17 protein-coding genes are annotated in these 18,404 nt (G+C 66.6%); 9 read left to right on the top strand and 8 right to left on the bottom strand.

Annotated elements, in window-relative coordinates:
• Nucleotides 1–21 precede the first annotated feature (21 nt).
• From ftsA to lpxC, 4 genes are all read left to right on the top strand, one after another.
• Complete coding sequence (gene ftsA / locus CFB81_RS02380) at nt 22–1,254, top strand: cell division protein FtsA (protein ID WP_006487138.1); 1,233 nt, start codon at nt 22–24, stop codon at nt 1,252–1,254.
• Between the two features lie 117 nt (nt 1,255–1,371).
• On the top strand, nt 1,372–2,568 hold the full coding sequence (gene ftsZ / locus CFB81_RS02385) for a cell division protein FtsZ (protein WP_021159911.1): 1,197 nt from the start codon (nt 1,372–1,374) through the stop codon (nt 2,566–2,568).
• Nucleotides 2,569–2,757: 189 nt separating this feature from the next.
• Nucleotides 2,758–3,264: a peroxiredoxin gene (locus CFB81_RS02390; RefSeq protein ID WP_059580848.1), complete on the top strand. Its 507-nt coding sequence runs from the start codon at nt 2,758–2,760 to the stop codon at nt 3,262–3,264.
• 240 nt (nt 3,265–3,504) lie between these two features.
• Nucleotides 3,505–4,422 carry a UDP-3-O-acyl-N-acetylglucosamine deacetylase gene (gene lpxC / locus CFB81_RS02395; RefSeq protein WP_089434501.1) on the top strand — a complete coding sequence of 306 codons (918 nt, stop codon included), beginning with the start codon at nt 3,505–3,507 and terminating at the stop codon, nt 4,420–4,422.
• Nucleotides 4,423–4,505: 83 nt separating this feature from the next.
• Here lpxC and CFB81_RS02400 read toward each other — a convergent pair whose 3' ends face one another.
• Nucleotides 4,506–4,982 carry a DUF721 domain-containing protein gene (locus CFB81_RS02400; RefSeq protein WP_069616823.1) on the bottom strand — a complete coding sequence of 159 codons (477 nt, stop codon included), beginning with the start codon at nt 4,980–4,982 and terminating at the stop codon, nt 4,506–4,508.
• Nucleotides 4,983–5,238: 256 nt separating this feature from the next.
• On the opposite strand from CFB81_RS02400, the gene secA reads away from it, so the two are divergent.
• The 4 genes from secA to CFB81_RS02425 all read left to right on the top strand — a co-directional run bounded on the left by secA (nt 5,239) and on the right by CFB81_RS02425 (nt 10,750).
• Nucleotides 5,239–8,037: a preprotein translocase subunit SecA gene (gene secA / locus CFB81_RS02405; RefSeq protein WP_069616822.1), complete on the top strand. Its 2,799-nt coding sequence runs from the start codon at nt 5,239–5,241 to the stop codon at nt 8,035–8,037.
• A gap of 142 nt (nt 8,038–8,179) precedes the next feature.
• Nucleotides 8,180–9,421 carry a bifunctional glutamate N-acetyltransferase/amino-acid acetyltransferase ArgJ gene (gene argJ / locus CFB81_RS02415; RefSeq protein ID WP_089434502.1) on the top strand — a complete coding sequence of 414 codons (1,242 nt, stop codon included), beginning with the start codon at nt 8,180–8,182 and terminating at the stop codon, nt 9,419–9,421.
• A gap of 19 nt (nt 9,422–9,440) precedes the next feature.
• A complete protein-coding gene (locus CFB81_RS02420; RefSeq protein ID WP_027783462.1) occupies nt 9,441–10,310 on the top strand; it encodes an ATP-binding protein in 870 nt (289 codons plus the stop codon).
• Entirely contained in the window at nt 10,307–10,750 is a 444-nt protein-coding gene (locus CFB81_RS02425; protein WP_089434503.1) for an NUDIX domain-containing protein, read from the top strand. The genes CFB81_RS02420 and CFB81_RS02425 overlap by 4 nt, the downstream gene beginning before the upstream one ends.
• A 52-nt stretch (nt 10,751–10,802) precedes the next feature.
• Here the strand turns inward: CFB81_RS02425 and CFB81_RS02430 are convergent, their stop codons facing one another.
• From CFB81_RS02430 to CFB81_RS02460, 7 genes are all read right to left on the bottom strand, one after another.
• On the bottom strand, nt 10,803–11,003 hold the full coding sequence (locus CFB81_RS02430; protein ID WP_021159902.1) for a DNA gyrase inhibitor YacG: 201 nt from the start codon (nt 11,001–11,003) through the stop codon (nt 10,803–10,805).
• Between the two features lie 28 nt (nt 11,004–11,031).
• Nucleotides 11,032–11,787, bottom strand: coding sequence for a cell division protein ZapD (gene zapD / locus CFB81_RS02435; protein ID WP_069616819.1), 756 nt, complete (start codon nt 11,785–11,787; stop codon nt 11,032–11,034).
• Between the two features lie 109 nt (nt 11,788–11,896).
• On the bottom strand, nt 11,897–12,505 hold the full coding sequence (gene coaE / locus CFB81_RS02440; RefSeq protein WP_089434504.1) for a dephospho-CoA kinase: 609 nt from the start codon (nt 12,503–12,505) through the stop codon (nt 11,897–11,899).
• 1 nt (nt 12,506) lies between these two features.
• Nucleotides 12,507–13,418, bottom strand: coding sequence for an A24 family peptidase (locus CFB81_RS02445; RefSeq protein ID WP_089434505.1), 912 nt, complete (start codon nt 13,416–13,418; stop codon nt 12,507–12,509).
• Between the two features lie 46 nt (nt 13,419–13,464).
• On the bottom strand, nt 13,465–14,691 hold the full coding sequence (locus CFB81_RS02450) for a type II secretion system F family protein (protein ID WP_089434506.1): 1,227 nt from the start codon (nt 14,689–14,691) through the stop codon (nt 13,465–13,467).
• On the bottom strand, nt 14,688–15,965 hold the full coding sequence (locus CFB81_RS02455) for a GspE/PulE family protein (protein ID WP_069616815.1): 1,278 nt from the start codon (nt 15,963–15,965) through the stop codon (nt 14,688–14,690). Before CFB81_RS02455 ends, CFB81_RS02450 begins: the two co-directional genes overlap by 4 nt.
• Nucleotides 15,966–16,081: 116 nt before the next feature.
• Nucleotides 16,082–17,374, bottom strand: coding sequence for an HlyC/CorC family transporter (locus tag CFB81_RS02460; protein WP_069616814.1), 1,293 nt, complete (start codon nt 17,372–17,374; stop codon nt 16,082–16,084).
• A gap of 441 nt (nt 17,375–17,815) precedes the next feature.
• Between CFB81_RS02460 and CFB81_RS02465 the strand changes: the two genes are divergently transcribed.
• Entirely contained in the window at nt 17,816–18,145 is a 330-nt protein-coding gene (locus CFB81_RS02465; protein WP_124502212.1) for an AlpA family transcriptional regulator, read from the top strand.
• Nucleotides 18,146–18,404: the final 259 nt, after the last annotated feature.

The following is an 18,404-nucleotide window of genomic DNA, read 5'->3' on the forward strand; positions in this document are numbered from 1 at the left end:
GATCACACGCAAGAGCACTTTATGAGCAAAGACTACAAGGATCTGCTGGTTTCCCTCGACATCGGCACGTCGAAGGTGGTGGCCATCGTCGCCGAGCTGAAGGGCGAGGGTCACTACGAGGTGATCGGTCTCGGCCAGAGCGAGTCGAAGGGTCTGAAGAAAGGTGTGGTGGTCAACATCGAGGCCACCGTGCAGTCGATCCAGCGCGCGCTCGAGGAAGCCGAGCTGATGGCCGACTGCAAGATCACCAACGTGTTCACCGGAATCGCGGGCAGTCACATCCGCAGCTTCAACTCGAGCGGGATGGTCGCGATCAAGGACAAGGAAGTCACGCAGACGGACGTCGCGCGCGTGATCGAGACCGCGAAGGCGATCAACATCCCGACCGACCAGCAGGTGCTGCACATCCTCACGCAGGAATTCATCATCGACGGCCAGGAAGACGTGCGCGAGCCGATCGGGATGAGCGGCATCCGGCTGGAAGTGAAGGTGCACATCGTGACGGGCGCGGTGAGCGCGGCGCAGAACATCGTCAAGTGCGTGCGCCGCTGCGGGCTGGAAGTGAACGACCTGATCCTGCAGCCGCTCGCGTCTTCGCTGGCGGTGCTGACCGAGGACGAGAAGGATCTCGGCGTGGTGCTGGTCGACATCGGCGGCGGCACGACGGACATCGCGATCTTCGCCGAAGGCGCGATCCGCCACACGGCGGTGATCCCGATCGCCGGCGACCAGATCACGAGCGACATCGCGATGGCGCTGCGCACGCCGACGCCGGATGCGGAAGACATCAAGGTCGGCTACGGGATCGCGAAGCAGGCGCTCGCCGATCCGGACGAAATGGTGGAAGTGCCGGGCCTTGGCGAACGCGGCCCGCGCACGCTGTCGCGCCAGGCGCTCGCGGCCGTGATCGAGCCGCGCGTCGAGGAACTGTTCTCGCTCGTGCAGCAGGTCGTGCGCGAATCGGGTTACGAAGAACTCCTGAGCTCCGGCGTGGTCATTACCGGCGGCGCGTCGATGATGCCGGGCATGGTCGAGCTCGGCGAAGACATTTTCCTGAAACCGGTGCGCATCGGCGCGCCGGAATATGCGGGCGGCCTGTCCGACGTCGTGCGCAATCCGCGCTACTCGACGGCGATGGGGCTGCTCGTCGAAGGCAGTGCGCAGCGCATGCGCGGCCGCAAGGTCGCCGTGCAGTCCGGCAACGCGGGGCAGGTGTTCTCGCGGATGAAGGAATGGTTCCTGAGCAACTTCTGAAGAATTGAACCGAATCGAAATTCGCGCTGGTGCCGGCGGCTGGCGCGCGACAGGGGGTTGCCCGATCTCCTGCCGAATAACGGCCGAGTAGCAGTCATTCTCTTGACGGAGGCAACAATGGAATTCGAAATGCTGGAAACCGAAACCAACGGCACCATCATCAAGGTGGTCGGCGTTGGCGGCGCTGGCGGCAATGCCGTCCAGCACATGATCAACCGCGGCGTGCAGGGCGTCGACTTCATCGTGATGAACACGGATGCGCAGGCGCTGTCGCGTTCGCGCGCATCGTCGGTGATCCAGCTCGGCAACACGGGTCTGGGCGCCGGTGCGAAGCCGGAAATGGGGCGTGCGGCAGCGGAAGAAGCGCGCGAGCGCATCGCCGACGCACTGCGCGGCGCGCACATGGTGTTCATCACGGCCGGCATGGGTGGTGGCACGGGCACGGGCGCGGCGCCGGTGGTCGCGCAGATCGCGAAGGAGATGGGCATTCTGACGGTCGGTGTCGTCAGCAAGCCGTTCGAGTTCGAGGGCGGCAAGCGCATGCGCGTCGCCGAAGCAGGCTCGCAGCAACTGGAGGATCACGTCGACTCGCTGATCGTCGTCCTGAACGACAAGCTGTTCGACGTGATGGGCGATGACGCCGAGATGGACAAGTGCTTCCAGTGCGCGGACGACGTGTTGAACAACGCGGTGGCAGGTATCGCGGAAATCATCAACGTCGACGGCCTCGTGAACGTCGACTTCGAAGACGTGAAGACGGTGATGGGCGAGCAGGGCAAGGCGATGATGGGCACGGCGACGGTTGCCGGCGTCGATCGCGCACGCCTCGCGGCGGAACAGGCCGTGGCGAGCCCGCTGCTCGAAGGCGTCGATCTGTCGGGCGCGCGCGGCGTGCTGGTCAACATCACGTCGAGCCGTTCGCTGCGCCTGTCGGAAACGCGCGAAGTGATGAACACGATCAAGAGCTACGCGGCGGAAGATGCGACGGTGATCTTCGGTGCGGTGTACGACGACGCGATGGGCGATGCACTGCGCGTGACGGTCGTGGCGACGGGTCTGGGCCGTGCGGCGAAGAAGCAGCAGTCGGCACCGATGACGCTGCTGCGCACCGGTACGGACAACCAGCCGGTCAGCGCGGTGTCGCACGGCTATGCGCCGGCGCATCACGTCAGCACGGCCGACTACGGCGCGCTCGATACGCCGGCGGTGTGGCGCAACTCGCGCGAAACCGCGGCATCGCACGTGCAGGCGCTGCAGGAGAAGGGGGTCGACACGTACGACATCCCGGCTTTCCTGCGCAAGCAGGCTGACTGACGACGCACACAGGCGAAGCCGCGGCGAAGTTGCCGCGGTAACGCCGGCGTGACGGATGCCACGGACCACGACAGGCCGCGTCGGATGCGACGCCGGGCCGGGAAACGTGCCCTCTTCGCGTGAGCGGAGCGGGATGGGCCGTGCTGTCCGCGACACGCTGAAAAACCGTATCGCTATGAGGGACCAGCCATGATTCAAGTGGGCGACGCGCTGCCCGACGCGCAATTGTTCGAGTTCGTCGACGACGCGCGCGAAGGGTGCACGCTGGGGCCGAATGCCTTCAGCGTGCGCGACCAGGTTGCGGGAAAGCGCGTGGTGATCTTCGGATTGCCGGGCGCGTTCACGCCGACCTGCTCGGCGCAGCATGTGCCGGGCTACGTCGAACACGCCGAGCAACTGCGCGCGGCGGGGATCGACGAGATCTGGTGCGTGTCCGTCAACGACGCATTCGTGATGGGCGCATGGGGACGTGATCTGCACACCGCGGGCAAGGTGCGCATGATGGCGGACGGCAGCGCGGCTTTCACTCATGCGCTGGGGCTGACGCAGGATTTGTCCGCGCGTGGCATGGGAATTCGTTCCCTGCGCTACGCGATGGTGATTGACGGCGGTGTGGTCAAGACGCTGGCCGTCGAGGCGCCGGGCAAATTCGAAGTGAGCGATGCGGCGAGTGTTCTCGCGACGTTGACGTCCTGATCGTGCGGTGCGCCGTTGCCTTCCGGCAACGCTGCCCACCGGCCTCAGGGCAGTTGTAACACGGGCCGATGACCGGAAACGCCTCCGTTCCGGGCATCGGCCCGTCCCGTATCGGCACGGGTAAACTGTCGAAACAGATTGATACGCAGTTTCAAACAGCGTTGAATTGGGAATTACGCTATAATCCCGCCTATCGAATATAACTCCTGATTGATATCTTCAATCAAGACGAAGAAGACCATGTTGAAGCAGCGCACCATCAAATCCATCGTGAAGACCGTCGGTATCGGTCTCCACTCGGGCCGCAAGGTCGAACTGACGCTCCGTCCGGCTGCGCCGGGCACGGGCATCGTGTTCTCGCGCGTCGACCTGCCCACGCCCGTCGATATTCCGGCTTCCGCGATGTCGATCGGGGATACGCGGCTCGCGTCGGTGCTGCAGAAGGATGGTGCGCGCGTGTCGACGGTCGAGCACCTGATGTCGGCGTGCGCCGGCCTCGGCATCGATAACCTCTATGTCGACGTGACGGCCGAGGAAATCCCGATCATGGACGGCAGCGCCGCGTCTTTCGTGTTCCTGATTCAATCCGCCGGCATCGAAGAGCAGAACGCGCCGAAGCGCTTCATCCAGGTGAAGAAGCCGGTCGAAATCCGCGATGGCGACAAGTTCGCGCGTCTCGATCCGTATTTCGGCTTCAAGCTGAAGTTCACGATCGACTTCCGTCACCCGGCCGTCGACAAGACCGGCCAGGAACTGGAGGTCGACTTCGCGAGCACGTCGTACGTGCGCGAGATCGCGCGTGCGCGCACGTTCGGTTTTGCCCATGAAGTCGAAATGATGCGCGAACTGGGTCTCGCCCGCGGCGGCAGCATGGACAACGCGATCGTGCTCGACGAGTACCGGATCCTGAACAACGACGGGCTGCGTTACGACGACGAGTTCGTGAAGCACAAGATGCTCGACGCGATCGGCGACCTGTACGTGGTCGGCCATCCGCTGCTGGCGTCGTACACCGCGTACAAGTCGGGTCACGGGCTGAACAACGCGCTGCTGCGCGAGCTGCTCGCGCACGAAGATGCATACGAGATCGTGACGTTCGAGGATCCGCAGGCTGCGCCGAAGGGGTTCGCGTTCGACGCGCAGACGGCGTTCGCGTGACCGGCGCTCGTTACCGCAAGCGATAAAAAAGCGACCCTCGGGTCGCTTTTTTGTTGGCTCGCCGCCGCCGATGACCCGTGCGGTCAACGCGGCTTCGCGCCGTGCCGCGCCGCCATCCGCGCGAGCGCGGCCTGCAGCGGCGACGGTTCGAGGTGGTCGGCGAGATCGCGCAGCGCGGCGGCGCCGACCGACGTCATCCGCGCCTGCTTCACGTGCGGCGGTTCCGGCGCGTCCTTCGGCCGCACGCGCACGCGCAGCGTCGTCACGGGCCAGCCGCGCTTCTGGAGATCGCCGAGCAACCGCACTTCGACCTGTCGCAGCCGGGCGGCCAGCGCATTGTGCGCGGCAAAGAGGGTCAGGGTGCCGTCCTTGATGAAGCCCGGTTCGACATGATTCGCCAGATAGTCGGGCAGGCACGCGCCGAGGTCGCGCTGCAGCGACGCGATCTGCTCGACGCCGGCGCGCAGTGCCGCGAATGCGTCGGTACGGCCGAGCACTTCGGACACGGGTTGCGGGCGATAGGCGGCGAGCGGGCCGAAACGCTTGGAAAATCGGTTCATCGAGGCTTTCTTCGAGCGCGCACGCGCGCGGACGTTGCAGCCGATTGTACCCGCGCCGGCCCGCGCACGGGCGGCTTTCGCCCCTGCTTACCCGGCCCCGGCGCGCAATGGCCGTCCGGCCGGGACGCAGGCGCACGCGGCCCCGCGTGCTAAAATTCGTCGTTTGAGTCCACTAATTCGCTAAGCCGCCGAGGCTCGGGCGCCGGGGCGCGCAACACGCGCCGGGCGCCGGTGCTGCGACGCAGGATCCGATCCGATGACAACCGGTTTTCTCCAGAAAATTTTTGGCAGCCGCAACCAGCGGCTCGTCAAGCAATACCAAAAGACCGTCGCGACGATCAATGCGCTCGAAACGCAGATCGAGAAGCTGACGGACGACCAGTTGCGCGGCAAGACGGATGAATTCCGCCAGCGGGTCGCGGCCGGCGAGTCGCTCGACAAGCTGTTGCCCGAGGCCTTCGCGGTCTGTCGCGAGGCGAGCCGCCGCGTGCTGAAGATGCGGCACTTCGACGTGCAGATGATCGGCGGCATGGTGCTCCACTACGGCAAGATCGCGGAAATGCGCACCGGCGAGGGCAAGACGCTCGTCGCGACGCTGCCCGTGTACCTGAACGCGCTGGCCGGCCGCGGCGTGCACGTCGTGACCGTCAACGATTACCTCGCGCAGCGCGACGCCGAATGGATGGCGCGCCTCTACAACTTCCTGGGCCTGTCGGTCGGCATCAACCTGTCCGGGATGGAGCACGACCAGAAGCAGCAGGCGTACGCGGCGGACATCACGTACGGTACGAACAACGAATTCGGCTTCGACTACCTGCGCGACAACATGGTCTACGAGACCGACGCGCGCGTGCAGCGGGCGCTGAACTTCGCGGTCGTCGACGAAGTGGACTCGATCCTGATCGACGAAGCGCGTACGCCGCTGATCATTTCGGGCCAGGCCGAGGATCACACCGAGCTGTACGTGCGGATGAACGCGCTGCCGCCGCTGCTCGAGCGCCAGATCGGCGAAGAGAAGGCCGACGGCACGGGCGTCGAGAAGCCGGGCGACTACACGCTCGACGAGAAGGCGCGCCAGGTGTTCCTGACGGAATCGGGCCACGAGAAGGCCGAGCGCCTGCTCGCCGAATGGGGCCTGATCGGCGAGGGCGAAAGCCTGTACGCACCGCAGAACATCACGCTGATGCACCACGTGTACGCGGCGCTGCGTGCCCACACGCTGTTCCACAAGGATCAGCACTACGTCGTGCAGAACGGCGAAGTGGTCATCGTCGACGAATTCACGGGCCGCCTGATGGCCGGCCGCCGCTGGTCCGACGGCCTGCACCAGGCGGTCGAGGCGAAGGAGCACGTGAAGATCCAGAGCGAGAACCAGACGCTCGCGTCGATCACGTTCCAGAACTACTTCCGGATGTACGCGAAGCTGGCCGGCATGACCGGTACCGCGGACACCGAAGCGTACGAATTCAACGAGATCTACGGTCTCGAGACGGTCGTGATCCCGACCAACCGTCCGCCGAAACGGATCGACAAGCAGGACCAGATCTACAAGACGGCCAAGGAGCGCTACGACGCGGTGATCCGCGACATCCGCGACTGCTACGAGCGCGGCCAGCCGGTGCTGGTCGGCACGACGTCGATCGAGAACTCCGAACTGCTGTCGCACCTGCTGAAGCAGGCCGGGCTGCCGCACGAAGTGCTGAACGCGAAGCAGCACGAGCGTGAAGCGGCGATCGTCGCGGAAGCCGGCCGTCCGCACCGCGTGACGATCGCGACCAACATGGCCGGTCGCGGCACCGACATCGTGCTCGGCGGCAACGTCGAGAAGCAGGCCGCGTTCATCGAGGCCGACGACTCGATCCCGGCCGACGAAAAGGCGCGCCGCATCCAGAAGCTGCACGACGAGTGGGAAACGCTGCACGAGCAGGTGAAGGCAGCTGGCGGCCTGCACATCATCGGCACCGAGCGTCACGAATCGCGCCGGATCGACAACCAGCTGCGCGGCCGTGCGGGTCGCCAGGGCGATCCGGGCTCGTCGCGCTTCTATCTGTCGCTCGACGATCCGCTGCTGCGCATCTTCGCGGGCGACCGCGTGCGCTCGATCATGGATCGCCTGAAGATGCCGGAAGGCGAGGCGATCGAGGCGGGCATCGTCACGCGGTCGATCGAATCGGCGCAGCGCAAGGTCGAAGCGCGCAACTTCGACATCCGCAAGCAGCTGCTCGAATACGACGACGTGTCGAACGACCAGCGCAAGGTGATCTACCAGCAGCGCAACGAACTGCTCGAGGCGCACGACATCACCGAGACGATCACCGCGATGCGCCACGGCGTGATTACCGAAGTCGTCCGCCAGTTCGTGCCGGAAGGCAGCATCGAAGAGCAGTGGGACGTGCCCGAACTCGAGGAGGCGCTGCGCAACGACTGGCAGCTCGACCTCGCGATCCAGGAAATGGTGAACGAGTCGTCGTCGATCACGGCCGAGGAGATCCTCGACGCGGTGACGACGGCCGCCGACGAGCAGTACGAGGCGAAGGTCGCGCTGGTCGGCCGCGAATCGTTCAGCGCGTTCGAGCGTTCGGTGATGCTGCAGACGGTCGACCGCCTGTGGCGCGAGCACCTCGCGGCGCTGGACCACCTGCGCCAGGGCATCCATCTGCGCGGCTATGCGCAGAAGAACCCGAAGCAGGAGTACAAGCGCGAGGCGTTCGAGCTGTTCGCAGCGATGCTCGACGCGATCAAGCAGGAAGTCACGCGCATCGTGATGAACGTGCAGATCCAGTCGCCGGAGCAGCTGGAAGAGGCTGCCGAGCAGATCGAGGAGCGCGGCGGTCATCTCGAGAACGTCGAGTACCAGCATGCCGACTACGCGGACGCCGGCGCGCCGGTCGCGAACGTCACGGCTGCCGCGGCGGCCACGGCGACGGCCGACATGGTTGGCAGCGCGATGACGCACAGCGGCCCCGGCGGCGAAATGCCGAAGGTCGGCCGCAACGATCCGTGCCCGTGCGGCAGCGGCAAGAAGTACAAGCAATGTCACGGGAAGCTGTCATGATCGGCGGCGGCGCGCGTCACGCGTGCCGCGTCGTTCGCAGCTTCGAGTCAGTGATGTGAGTTGTGGCGGCCCGCGTGGGGCCGCCGGTTCTTCCAATCGATGCCGGCACGTGCCGGCATTTTCCATCCGGCAGGTGTGCCCCATGGCTGTCAATTTTCCGTCGATCGATCCCGCCCAACTGCATCCTGTCGCCGGCGTCACGCTCGGCTGGGCGGAAGCGAACATCCGCAAGCCGAATCGCAAGGACGTGCTGGTCGTCTCCGTCGACGAAGGCGCGACGGTCGCGGGCGTATTCACCGAAAACCGTTTCTGTGCAGCGCCGGTCACCGTCTGCCGCGAGCATCTGGCGAAGGTGCGTGCGGGCGGCGCGGGCATCCGCGCGCTGGTCGTGAATACGGGCAATGCGAACGCGGGCACCGGCGAGCCGGGCCTCGTGAACGCACGCGAGACCTGCACGGAGCTTGCGCGTCTCGCGGGCATCGAGCCGGCGCAGGTGCTGCCGTTCTCGACCGGCGTGATCCTCGAGCCGCTGCCGATCGACCGCCTGAAGGCCGGCCTGCCGGCAGCGCTCGCGAACCGCAAGGCCGCGAACTGGTTCGACGCCGCGCAGGCGATCATGACGACCGATACGCTGCCGAAGGCGACGTCGCGCCAGGTGACGATCGACGGTCACACGGTCACGCTGACGGGCATCAGCAAGGGCGCGGGCATGATCAAGCCGAACATGGCGACGATGCTCGGCTTCCTCGCGTTCGATGCGAACGTCGCGCAGCCGGTGCTCGACACGCTCGTGAAGGAAGTCGCCGACCGCTCGTTCAACTGCATCACGATCGACGGCGACACGTCGACGAACGACTCGTTCATCCTGATCGCGTCGGGCAAGAGCACGCTGCCCGCGATCACATCGACCGATTCGCCCGCCTATGCGGCGCTGCGCGACGCGGTGACGGAAGTCGCGCAGGTGCTGTCGCAACTGATCGTGCGCGATGGCGAAGGCGCGACGAAATTCATGACGGTGCAGGTCGAAGGCGGCAAGAGCGTCGCCGAATGCCGCCAGATCGCGTACGCGATCGGCCATTCGCCGCTTGTGAAGACGGCCTTCTACGCATCCGACCCCAACCTGGGCCGGATTCTCGCGGCGATCGGTTATGCGGGTGTTGCGGATCTCGACGTCGGCAAGATCGACCTCTATCTCGACGACGTGCTCGTCGCAAAGGCCGGCGGTCGCAACCCGGCCTACCAGGAAGAGGACGGCCAGCGCGTGATGAAGCAGAGCGAGATCACGATCCGCGTGCTGCTCGGCCGTGGCGACGCGCAGGCCACCGTCTGGACGTGCGACCTGTCGCACGGTTACGTGAGCATCAACGCGGATTACCGCTCCTGACCGGGAGCGCCCGAACGACATGGACAAGCTTGAACAGTTTCTGACGCGCGCGGAAGCGCTGCTCGGCCGTCTCGAAGGGATGCTGCCGCCCGCACCGGCGGCCATCGACTGGAACGCGGCCCACGCGTTCCGCTGGCGCAAGCGCCAGGGGCGCGGTTATCTGCAGCCGGTTCCGGCCGTGTCGTCGATCACGCTCGGCGACCTGCACAACATCGATCGCCAGAAAGCGCTGATCGACCAGAACACGCGGCAGTTCGTGCAGCGCAAGCCGGCCAACAACGTGCTGCTGACCGGCGCACGCGGTACCGGCAAGTCGTCGCTGATCAAGGCGTGCCTGAATGCGTACGCGAACGACGGGCTGCGCCTGATCGAAGTCGACAAGGACGACCTGCACGATCTCGGCGACATCGTCGACCTGATCTCGCAGCGTCCGGAGCGGTTCATCGTGTTTTGCGACGATCTGTCGTTCGAGGACGGCGAATCGGGCTACAAGGCGCTGAAGGTCGCGCTCGACGGGTCGATCGCCGCGCAGTCGGACAACGTGCTGATCTACGCGACGTCGAACCGCCGCCATCTGCTGCCCGAGTACATGAGCGACAACGAGTCGTACAAGCATCTGCCGGACGGCGAGATTCACCCCGGCGAAGTCGTCGAGGAGAAGATCTCGCTGTCGGAGCGCTTCGGCTTGTGGGTCAGCTTCTATCCGTTCAAGCAGGACGACTACCTCGACATCGTCGCGCACTGGCTGCGTCATTTCGGCTGCCCGGATGCGGAGATCGAGACCGCGCGCGGCGACGCGCTCGTATGGGCGCTCGAGCGCGGTTCGCGCTCGGGCCGCGTCGCGTGGCAGTTCGCGCGGGACTGGTCGGGCCGCAAGGAGCAGGCATGAGCGCGGATCAGGCACAGGGCGCCGTGCGGGCGCCGGACGGCCGCAAGGTGACCGAAGTCGCGGTCGGCGTGATGGTGCAGCCGGACGGCAGGTACCTGCTCGCGCAACGCCTGCAGGGCAAGCCGTATGAGGGTTACTGGGAGTTTCCAGGCGGCAAGCTGGAGGCCGGCGAAAGCGTCGAGGACGCGCTGGCGCGCGAACTGCACGAGGAACTCGGCATCGAAGTCACGGCCAGCCACCGCTGGCACACGCTCGAGCACGATTATCCGCACGCGTACGTGCGGCTCTATTTCTGCAAGGTGACGGGCTGGACGGGCGAGCCGCACAGCAAGGAAGGGCAGGCGTTCGTGTGGCAGCAACTGCCAGTCGACGTCGCGCCGTTGCTGCCGGCGGCGCTGCCGGTGCTCGAACTGCTCGAGAAGGAAGCGGCGTCGCAATGACGCCGCAGCGGCCCGCCTGAAACGCGGGCCATATCGGCGGACGGGGCGCCGCTCAGCTGTCGCGGCGGTTGTCCGTGCCGTCTTCTTCCGACGACGGACCCTCGTCCGAGGAACCGCCGATCCGATACTTTTCCGCGGCCCATGCGCCGAGGTCGAGCTGCTTGCAGCGGGCCGAACAGAAGGGACGGAACTTGTTTTCAGGCGTCCAGCGCACTTCTGCGCCGCACGAAGGACATTTCACGACGGTAGTCATACGAAAGCATTGAACCGGCACGCGGCCGTTACAGATTACACAGTGTCAGATGGAACGGCACGTCGATGTCCACCGCGCGCGGCCGTACATCGCCGTCCTGCATGGTGAACCGCACCCACAGCATGTATTTGTTGGCGCTCGCCTCGGGAATCACGCGCAACTCCGGCGACACGCGCACCTGCATCAGCTGGTAGCTGCGGCCGGACAGCATCTGCTGGTAGCTGCCCTGCATCGCCATGACCTTCGACGCCTGACCCGATTCGCGCGCGAGCCGCAGCACGATCGCCGCGGCGTCGCGCAACGGCAGCATCGGCAGGATCCACTTCGTGATGTCCTGGCGCCGCTGCTCGGCGGGCCATTGCTGCCACGCGTAGTACGACGGCAGGTCGAACTTGCACGTGCCGCCCGGAATCACCGCGCGGCTGCGGATGCTGGCGAGCCACTCGTTGTCGACGAGGTGCTGGCCGGTCTTGCCCTGCATCTGCGCGAGATTCGCGAGCGTCTGCTCGATTTCGCCGAGCACGGCCTCGAGCGCGTTCTGCTCGATGCCCGGATTGCCGCGAAAGGGGGCGAGCGTCTGCCGTTGACGTTCGAGCTCCTTCATCAGATCCGATTTCAGGTCCGCGCGGCCCGTTACCTCGGCGATTTCGAACAGCGTCGTCAGTGCGACGTGGTGTTCACGCGGGTCCTCCTGAGCCAAAAAGAACGCGAAGCGCTCGAACAGATCTTCGAGACGCAACAGCGTGCGAATTCGCTCGTTGAACGGATACTCGTAAAGAATCAAGCGCGCTCGCCTCTTGGGTAGGGATTGAAACAATGAAGGACATTCTAATGCCCCCTCTCTACCCTAGCAACGCGCCAATTTCGTACACCATCACGATTGCGCGCGATGGTCACCGCGCCGCGGCCGCGAATTCGACATAGCGTTGGTGCAGTGCATCGACCTGCGCGGCGAGCGCGCCGGGCGGGAGCGCGTCGTTGACGATCACGTCGTCGGCTGCGGCGAGGCGGGCTTCGCGCGTCGCCTGTCGCGCGATGATCGCTTCGACCTGTTCGCGCGTGAAACCGTTGCGCCGCATCACGCGCGCGATCTGCGTTTCGACCGGGCAGTCGACGACGAGCACGCGATCGCTGCGCGCCTTCCAGGTGCCCGACTCGACGAGCAACGGCACGACGAACATCACGTACGGACCCCGTGCTTCGCGCGCGTCGCGATCGGTCTCCGCGCGGATCAGCGGATGCGTGATCGCTTCGAGGCGCCGGCGCGCGTCGTCGTCGCTGAAGATCAGCGTGCGCATCTTCGCGCGATCGAGCGAGCCGTCGGCGGCCACGAAGTCGCGACCGAAAGCCTGCTCGATCGCCGGCATCGCGAGGCCGCCCGGCGCGGTAATGCGGTGGGCAATCAGGTCGGTATCGACGAGCGATGCGCCACGGGCGCCGAACAGGTCGGCAACGGTCGTCTTGCCGCTGCCGATGCCGCCCGTGAGTCCTACGGAAAACATGTCAGCCTCCGAGCGCCGCATAGAAAGGGGTGCCGAAAAACAGCGTGGCGACGCCGCCGGCCGCGAGGAACGGGCCGAACGGAATCGGCTCCTCGAAGCGCATGTGGCCGCGCCACGTCGCGACGAGCCCGACGATCGCGCCGGTCACCGCCGCGAACAGCACGACCTGCGGCAGTGCGGCCCAGCCCATCCACGCGCCGAGCGCGGCAAGCAGCTTCAGATCGCCGAAACCGATGCCCTCGATGTCGCGCAGCCATTTGAACAGCCAGTAGATCGACCACAGGAACAGGTAGCCGGCCATCGCGCCGATCACGGCCGAGCGCAGCGACGTGAAGGTGCCGCCGAGGTTCAGCGCGAGCCCGGCCCACAGCAGCGGCAGCGTCATCGAGTCGGGCAGGTAGCCGGTCCGGATATCGATCGCGCTCATCGCGAGCAGCGCCGCGCACAGCGCGAACGCGGCAAGCGCGGCGACGGTCGGGCCGAACGCCGCGAGCGAGCCGGCGGCGAGCCCCGCGCACGCGATCTCGACGAGCACGTAACGGATGCCGATCGCATGGCCGCAGCGCCGGCAGCGCCCGCGCAGCATCAGGTAGCTGACGAGCGGGATGTTTTCCCACGCGCACAATACGTGGCCGCAATGCGGGCAGGCGCTGCGTGGGCGCCACAGATCGTAGCGCGGCGGATAACCGTCGTCGGGCGGCGCGCTCGCGGTGCCCGTCGCTTCGGCGATCTCGGCCTGCCACGCGCGCTGCATCATCACGGGCAACCGATGCACGACCACGTTCAGGAAGCTGCCGATGCAAAGGCCGATGACGACCGCGAACGCATACTGCAGCGCGGGCGGCAGCATCGCCAGCGCGAGCAGCGTGCCCTCGGGCGAATCGGAAACGGTGGACAGGGGCGCGGGCGTCATGAGGCTCAAGGTTCGGACTTAAAAGGCGACAGAATCGGTTGCGATGCTACACCACGTTGCCGAGTTGAAGGATCGGCAAGTACATCGCGATCACGAGGCCGCCGACGAGTGCGCCCAGGACGATCACGATCAACGGTTCGCCGAGCGCCGCGAGCGCATCGAGGCGCGTGTCCAGCTGGCGTTCGCACAGCGCGGCGATGTCGGCGAGCATCGTGTCGAGCGCACCGGTTTCCTCGGCGACCGCGATCGGCTGCACGACGTCGTCCGGAAAGCAGCCGGCCGAATGCATCGCATCGGCCAGACGCACGCCGCGCAACACGCGTGCGGCGATGTGCGCGGTGGCGTGCGCGAACACCGGATGACCGGCCGTGCGCTCGAGCGTGGCGAACGCATCGGCGAGCGGCACGCCGGCGCCGAGCAGGGTCGCAAGCGACCGGCACCAGCGGGCGGCAGCGTACCGCTCGAGCGCGCTGCCCGCAAGCGGGGCGCGCAGCAGACGCCGCGCGAGCGCATGACGCAGCGCGGCCGAGCGCCGCAGCGCGTACTGCGCGGCAAGCCCGGCGGCGGCCGCGCCGGCCAGAAGCACACCGCCCCACGCCGACAGCGCGGAGGACAGCGCGAGTAGCGCACGGGTCGGTGCGGGGAGGGCGGCGCCGAAACCGTCGAAGATCTGCCGGAAGGTCGGCACGACCCACACCATCAATGCGGCCGAGATCGCGAGCGCGAACAGGATGACGGCGGCCGGATACGCGAGTGCGGCGCGCAGCTTGCGCCATTGCGCATCGGCGCGCTCGCGGTGTTCCGCAACCCGCGTCAGCACGACGCCGAGCGAACCGGACGCCTCGCCGACCTCGATCAACTGACGATACAGCGTGCCGAATTGCGATGGATAGCGTGCGAGCGCATCGGCGAAGCGCCGGCCGCCGACGATCTCGCGGGCGAGCCCCGCGGCGATGCGCGGCACGCCGTCGCGCGGCACGCCGTCGCGCGTGCGGGTGCGCGCGAGCATGTCGAGCGACGGCGCGAGCGGCAGGCCGGCCTGCAGCAGGCTCGCGAGCTGGCGCGTGAAGCGCGTGATGTCGCGCGCGGCCGCCGCAGGCGGCCGGGCGGGCCCGCGGACGTCGAGCGACAGTACCGCGATGCCGTCGCGCGCGAGCGTGGCGCGCGCGGCCGCGGCGTCGAACGCGATGACGATCCCGCGGCGCGGCGAGCCGTCGCGATGGCGGCCGCGCCATGCGAAGCGGGTTTCGCGCGGCGGCGTGCGCACGTTCACGCCGCTGGGGTGGCGGCGACGGCTTCCGCGATGCTCGTCGTGCCGTCCATGACGCGCGCGAATGCCGCGTCGCGCAGGGTGCGCACGCCCTCGGCCGCCACGCATTGCGCGAGTTCGCCGACGCTCGCCCGCGCGACGATGCGCTCGGCCAGGCCGGGCGATACCGGCATCGTCTGATGCAGGCCGATGCGGCCGCGATAGCCGATCCCGTGACAGGCGGAACAGCCGCGTGCGACGAACGGCCGCCAGCCGGCCGCCAGCGCCGCCGGGTCGCAGCCGGCTTCCCGCAGCGCGCGCGCCGATGCGTCCGAATGCGCGCGGCAGTGGACGCACAGGCGCCGGACGAGGCGTTGCGCGGTGACGAGGTGCAGCGCGGCGGCGAGGTTGTACGGCGCGACGCCGATGTCGAGCAGCCGCGCGACGGCAGCCGGCGCGTCGTTCGTGTGCAGCGTCGACAACACGAGATGGCCGGTCTGCGCGGCCTTGATCGCGACGTCGGCCGTCTCCGCATCGCGAATCTCGCCGACCATGATGACGTCCGGGTCCTGCCGCAACAGCGCGCGCAACGCCGTTGCGAACGTCAGCCCCGCCTTGTCGGCGACCCCGACCTGATTGATTCCGTCGAGCTGGATCTCGGCGGGATCCTCGACCGTGCAGACGTTGTGCGCGTCGCGATCGAGCATTTGCAGCGCGCAGTAGAGCGACAGCGTCTTGCCGCTGCCGGTCGGGCCCGTGACGAGCACGAGGCCATGCGGCGCGCGGATCGCGGCTTCCATCGCGGCCGCCTGTCGCGCATCGAAGCCGAGGTTGGCGAGCGTGAGATCGGGCGGCAGCGTTTCGAGCCGCCGCAGCACGAGTTTTTCGCCGAACAGCGTGGGCAGCGAACTGACGCGATAGTCGCCGCGCGTGCCGCCGTCGATCGCGATGCGCAGCCGGCCGTCCTGCGGGAGCCGCCGCTCGGCGATGTCCATGCGCGAGAGCACCTTGATTCGCGTGACGAGCGCATCGCGCAGGTGCGACGGCGGCCGCGCGTGTTCATGCAGCACGCCGTCGATGCGCAGACGGATGCGCCAGCCGGCTTCGAACGGCTCGACGTGGATGTCCGACGCGTCGCGCACGCGCGCGGCGTGCAGCGTGTCCGTCAGCAGCCGTACGGCGGGGGCATCGTCGAGCTGGGCCGCATCGAGTGCATGGGGCGCGGCGGCGGGCGGCGCGTCGGCGTGCGCAGGTGCCGACTGCGCGTGCAGCGACGCCGCGGAGGAAGGGAAGTGCATGTGAGCCGGCACGTTGGCCGCCTGTTGACCGTGACGCGCAGATGATCGCGCGTCGCGGGCGGCGCCGGCAGTCGGCCGTTCGGCCAGGGCCAGCCCGTTATCGGCGTGAACAGGCCCTAGCGCGAGGCGGCGCGCCCGGTGCGCGTGCCGCGCGGCTTGAAGAGCTTGACGGTGCGTACTGCCTGATCGTCGCTGCGCATCACCTCGAGCATCACGTCGCCGATTTTCAGGCACACGTCGTCTTCCGGAATTTCCTCGAGGATCTCGAGTACCAGTCCGTTCAACGTCTTCGGCCCGTCGGTTGGCAGTTTCAGGTGCAGCCAGCGGTTCAGCTCGCGCAGCGGCATGCTGGCCGACACGATGCATTCGCCGTGCTCGTCCCAGCCGCCCGCGCGTTCGCTGCGCGGCATCGACGTCGTGAATTCGCCGATCAGTTCCTCGATGATGTCCTCGGGCGTGACGAGCCCTTCGAGTTCGCCGTACTCGTTGACGACGAGCGCGGTGCGCTGCCGGGTTTCCTGGAAGAACTGGAGCTGCTGGACCACCGGCGTGCCGGACGGCACGTAGTACGGTTCGGCGAGCAGCGCGCGCAGCGTCTCGCGGTCGAAATCCTGGTTGTGCAGCCCGGTGAGCGTCTTGCGCACGTGCAGCACGCCGAGCACCTTGTCGATGTCGCCTTCGTAGACGATCAGCCGGTTGTGATAGCAGGTTTCGAGCTGATGCAGGATGTCGTCGAGCGGCGCGTAGAAGTTGAGCGACTCGATCTGGCGGCGCGGCACCATCACGTCGTCGACCGTGATGTTCTCGAGGTCGAACAGATTGAGCAGGATGCTGCGGTGCTTGGTCGGCATGAAACTGCTCGATTCGAGCACGATGGCGCGCAGTTCGTCGGCCGACATCCGCTGGTCGCGGCCCGTCTTCGTGTTGATGCGCAGCACCCACAGCACGCCGTTCGCGAGCGCGTTGACGAACCACACGACCGGCTTGAACACGCGCATCAGCGGGGCGATCACGAGGCTCGCGGGCAGCGCGATGCGTTCGGGGAACGTCGCGCCGACGATCTTCGGCGCGATTTCCGCGAACACGATGATCAGGAACGCGACGACGCCGGTCGCGATCGACAGCGCGAGGTTGTTGCGGCCGAACGTATGGAGCGCGAGCGACGTCGTGAGGACCGGGATGATCGTGTTGAACAGGTTGTTGCCGATCAGGATCACGCTGAGCAGCAAGTCAGTGCGCGTGAGCAGCCCCTGCGTGGTTTTCGCGCCGAGTACGCCCTGGCCGGCGAGATGCTTCAGCCGATGGCGGTTGAGCGCCATCATCGCGGTCTCGGAAATGGAAAAGAAGCTGGAACAGAGAAGAAGCAGGAAGACGGCGCCGATTTGCGCCCATAAGGGAATTTGGTCCACGCGTTGGAAAGGGCAGTGAAGGACAGGGATGGGGGAAATATAGCAGAGGCCGGCGACCGCGATGTGTCGCGCGCGACACGAGGGGCCGCGGCGGCCGGACGAAAAAAAACCGTGCACGCGGTGCACGGTTTTTTTAAATCTGGTCGGGGTGAGAGGATTCGAACCTCCGGCCTCTACGTCCCGAACGCGATTTCCCCGCCTGATACGGTGCTCCGGATTGCGGTCGCTGCATTATAAATCAATGGCTTGCGCTTGGCTTCGCTTCGTTTCGCGCACCTGCGCGCAGTGGCGATATAGGGGGAGTTGCCACGGATTTGCCACTGACTTCGTCAGCCGTAGCGAGTATATGGGTGCGGCTGGTCGTCGATTTCGCGAAATAGTTCGGGCCATGCTCTGTGGGCCTTGCTATACGCCCAGACCTCAACATCGACGCGCCTCATCATGGCCACTCATCAGGAATCTTTCACGCCTCTTACGAAGCAGGCGGTAGCCGACGTCCTGGGCATTTCTGTCCGGTCCGTGGAGAACTGGATAAACGACGGTACCTTGCCGGCGCCGGTGAAGCTGGGCAATCGCGTTTACTGGCACCCCGAGGTGTTTTTCGGGTGGCTGTCGCGGCGGTTGCTGGAGCCAGTCGCGGAAGGGGCAGCGGAGACGCCCGCAGCAGCCCCCGCACCTCCGAAGCCGGTCGCCAAGCGGCCCGAATCAGTTGCGGCGGGCCTGCGAGCTAGTACGGATAAGAAACTGGCGCGCTTGCAGGGCGACCGCTGACACCCAGCGTGGTTTGAGCGGCGCGGTCTCGGGTGCTCTCGGTACATTGGGGACAGTGCGCCAATGCATCTCCCGGCTCAATGCTGCAGCGGATGACGTACCGGTTGCCCTCATCTTTGGACATGGAAGCCATTGCCTCGACGGCGGGTGGGACTGAACTTCCCGATTTCCCCGCCGATAACCCAGTCTGAAGGGCTTCCCGACCGGCCGAGGGGTGTACAAGAGGCATGTATGGATATACAGTGGTGATGGCGCGCCC

This window comes from Burkholderia sp. AU28863 (genome assembly GCF_002223195.1).
Taxonomy (GTDB): domain Bacteria; phylum Pseudomonadota; class Gammaproteobacteria; order Burkholderiales; family Burkholderiaceae; genus Burkholderia; species Burkholderia sola.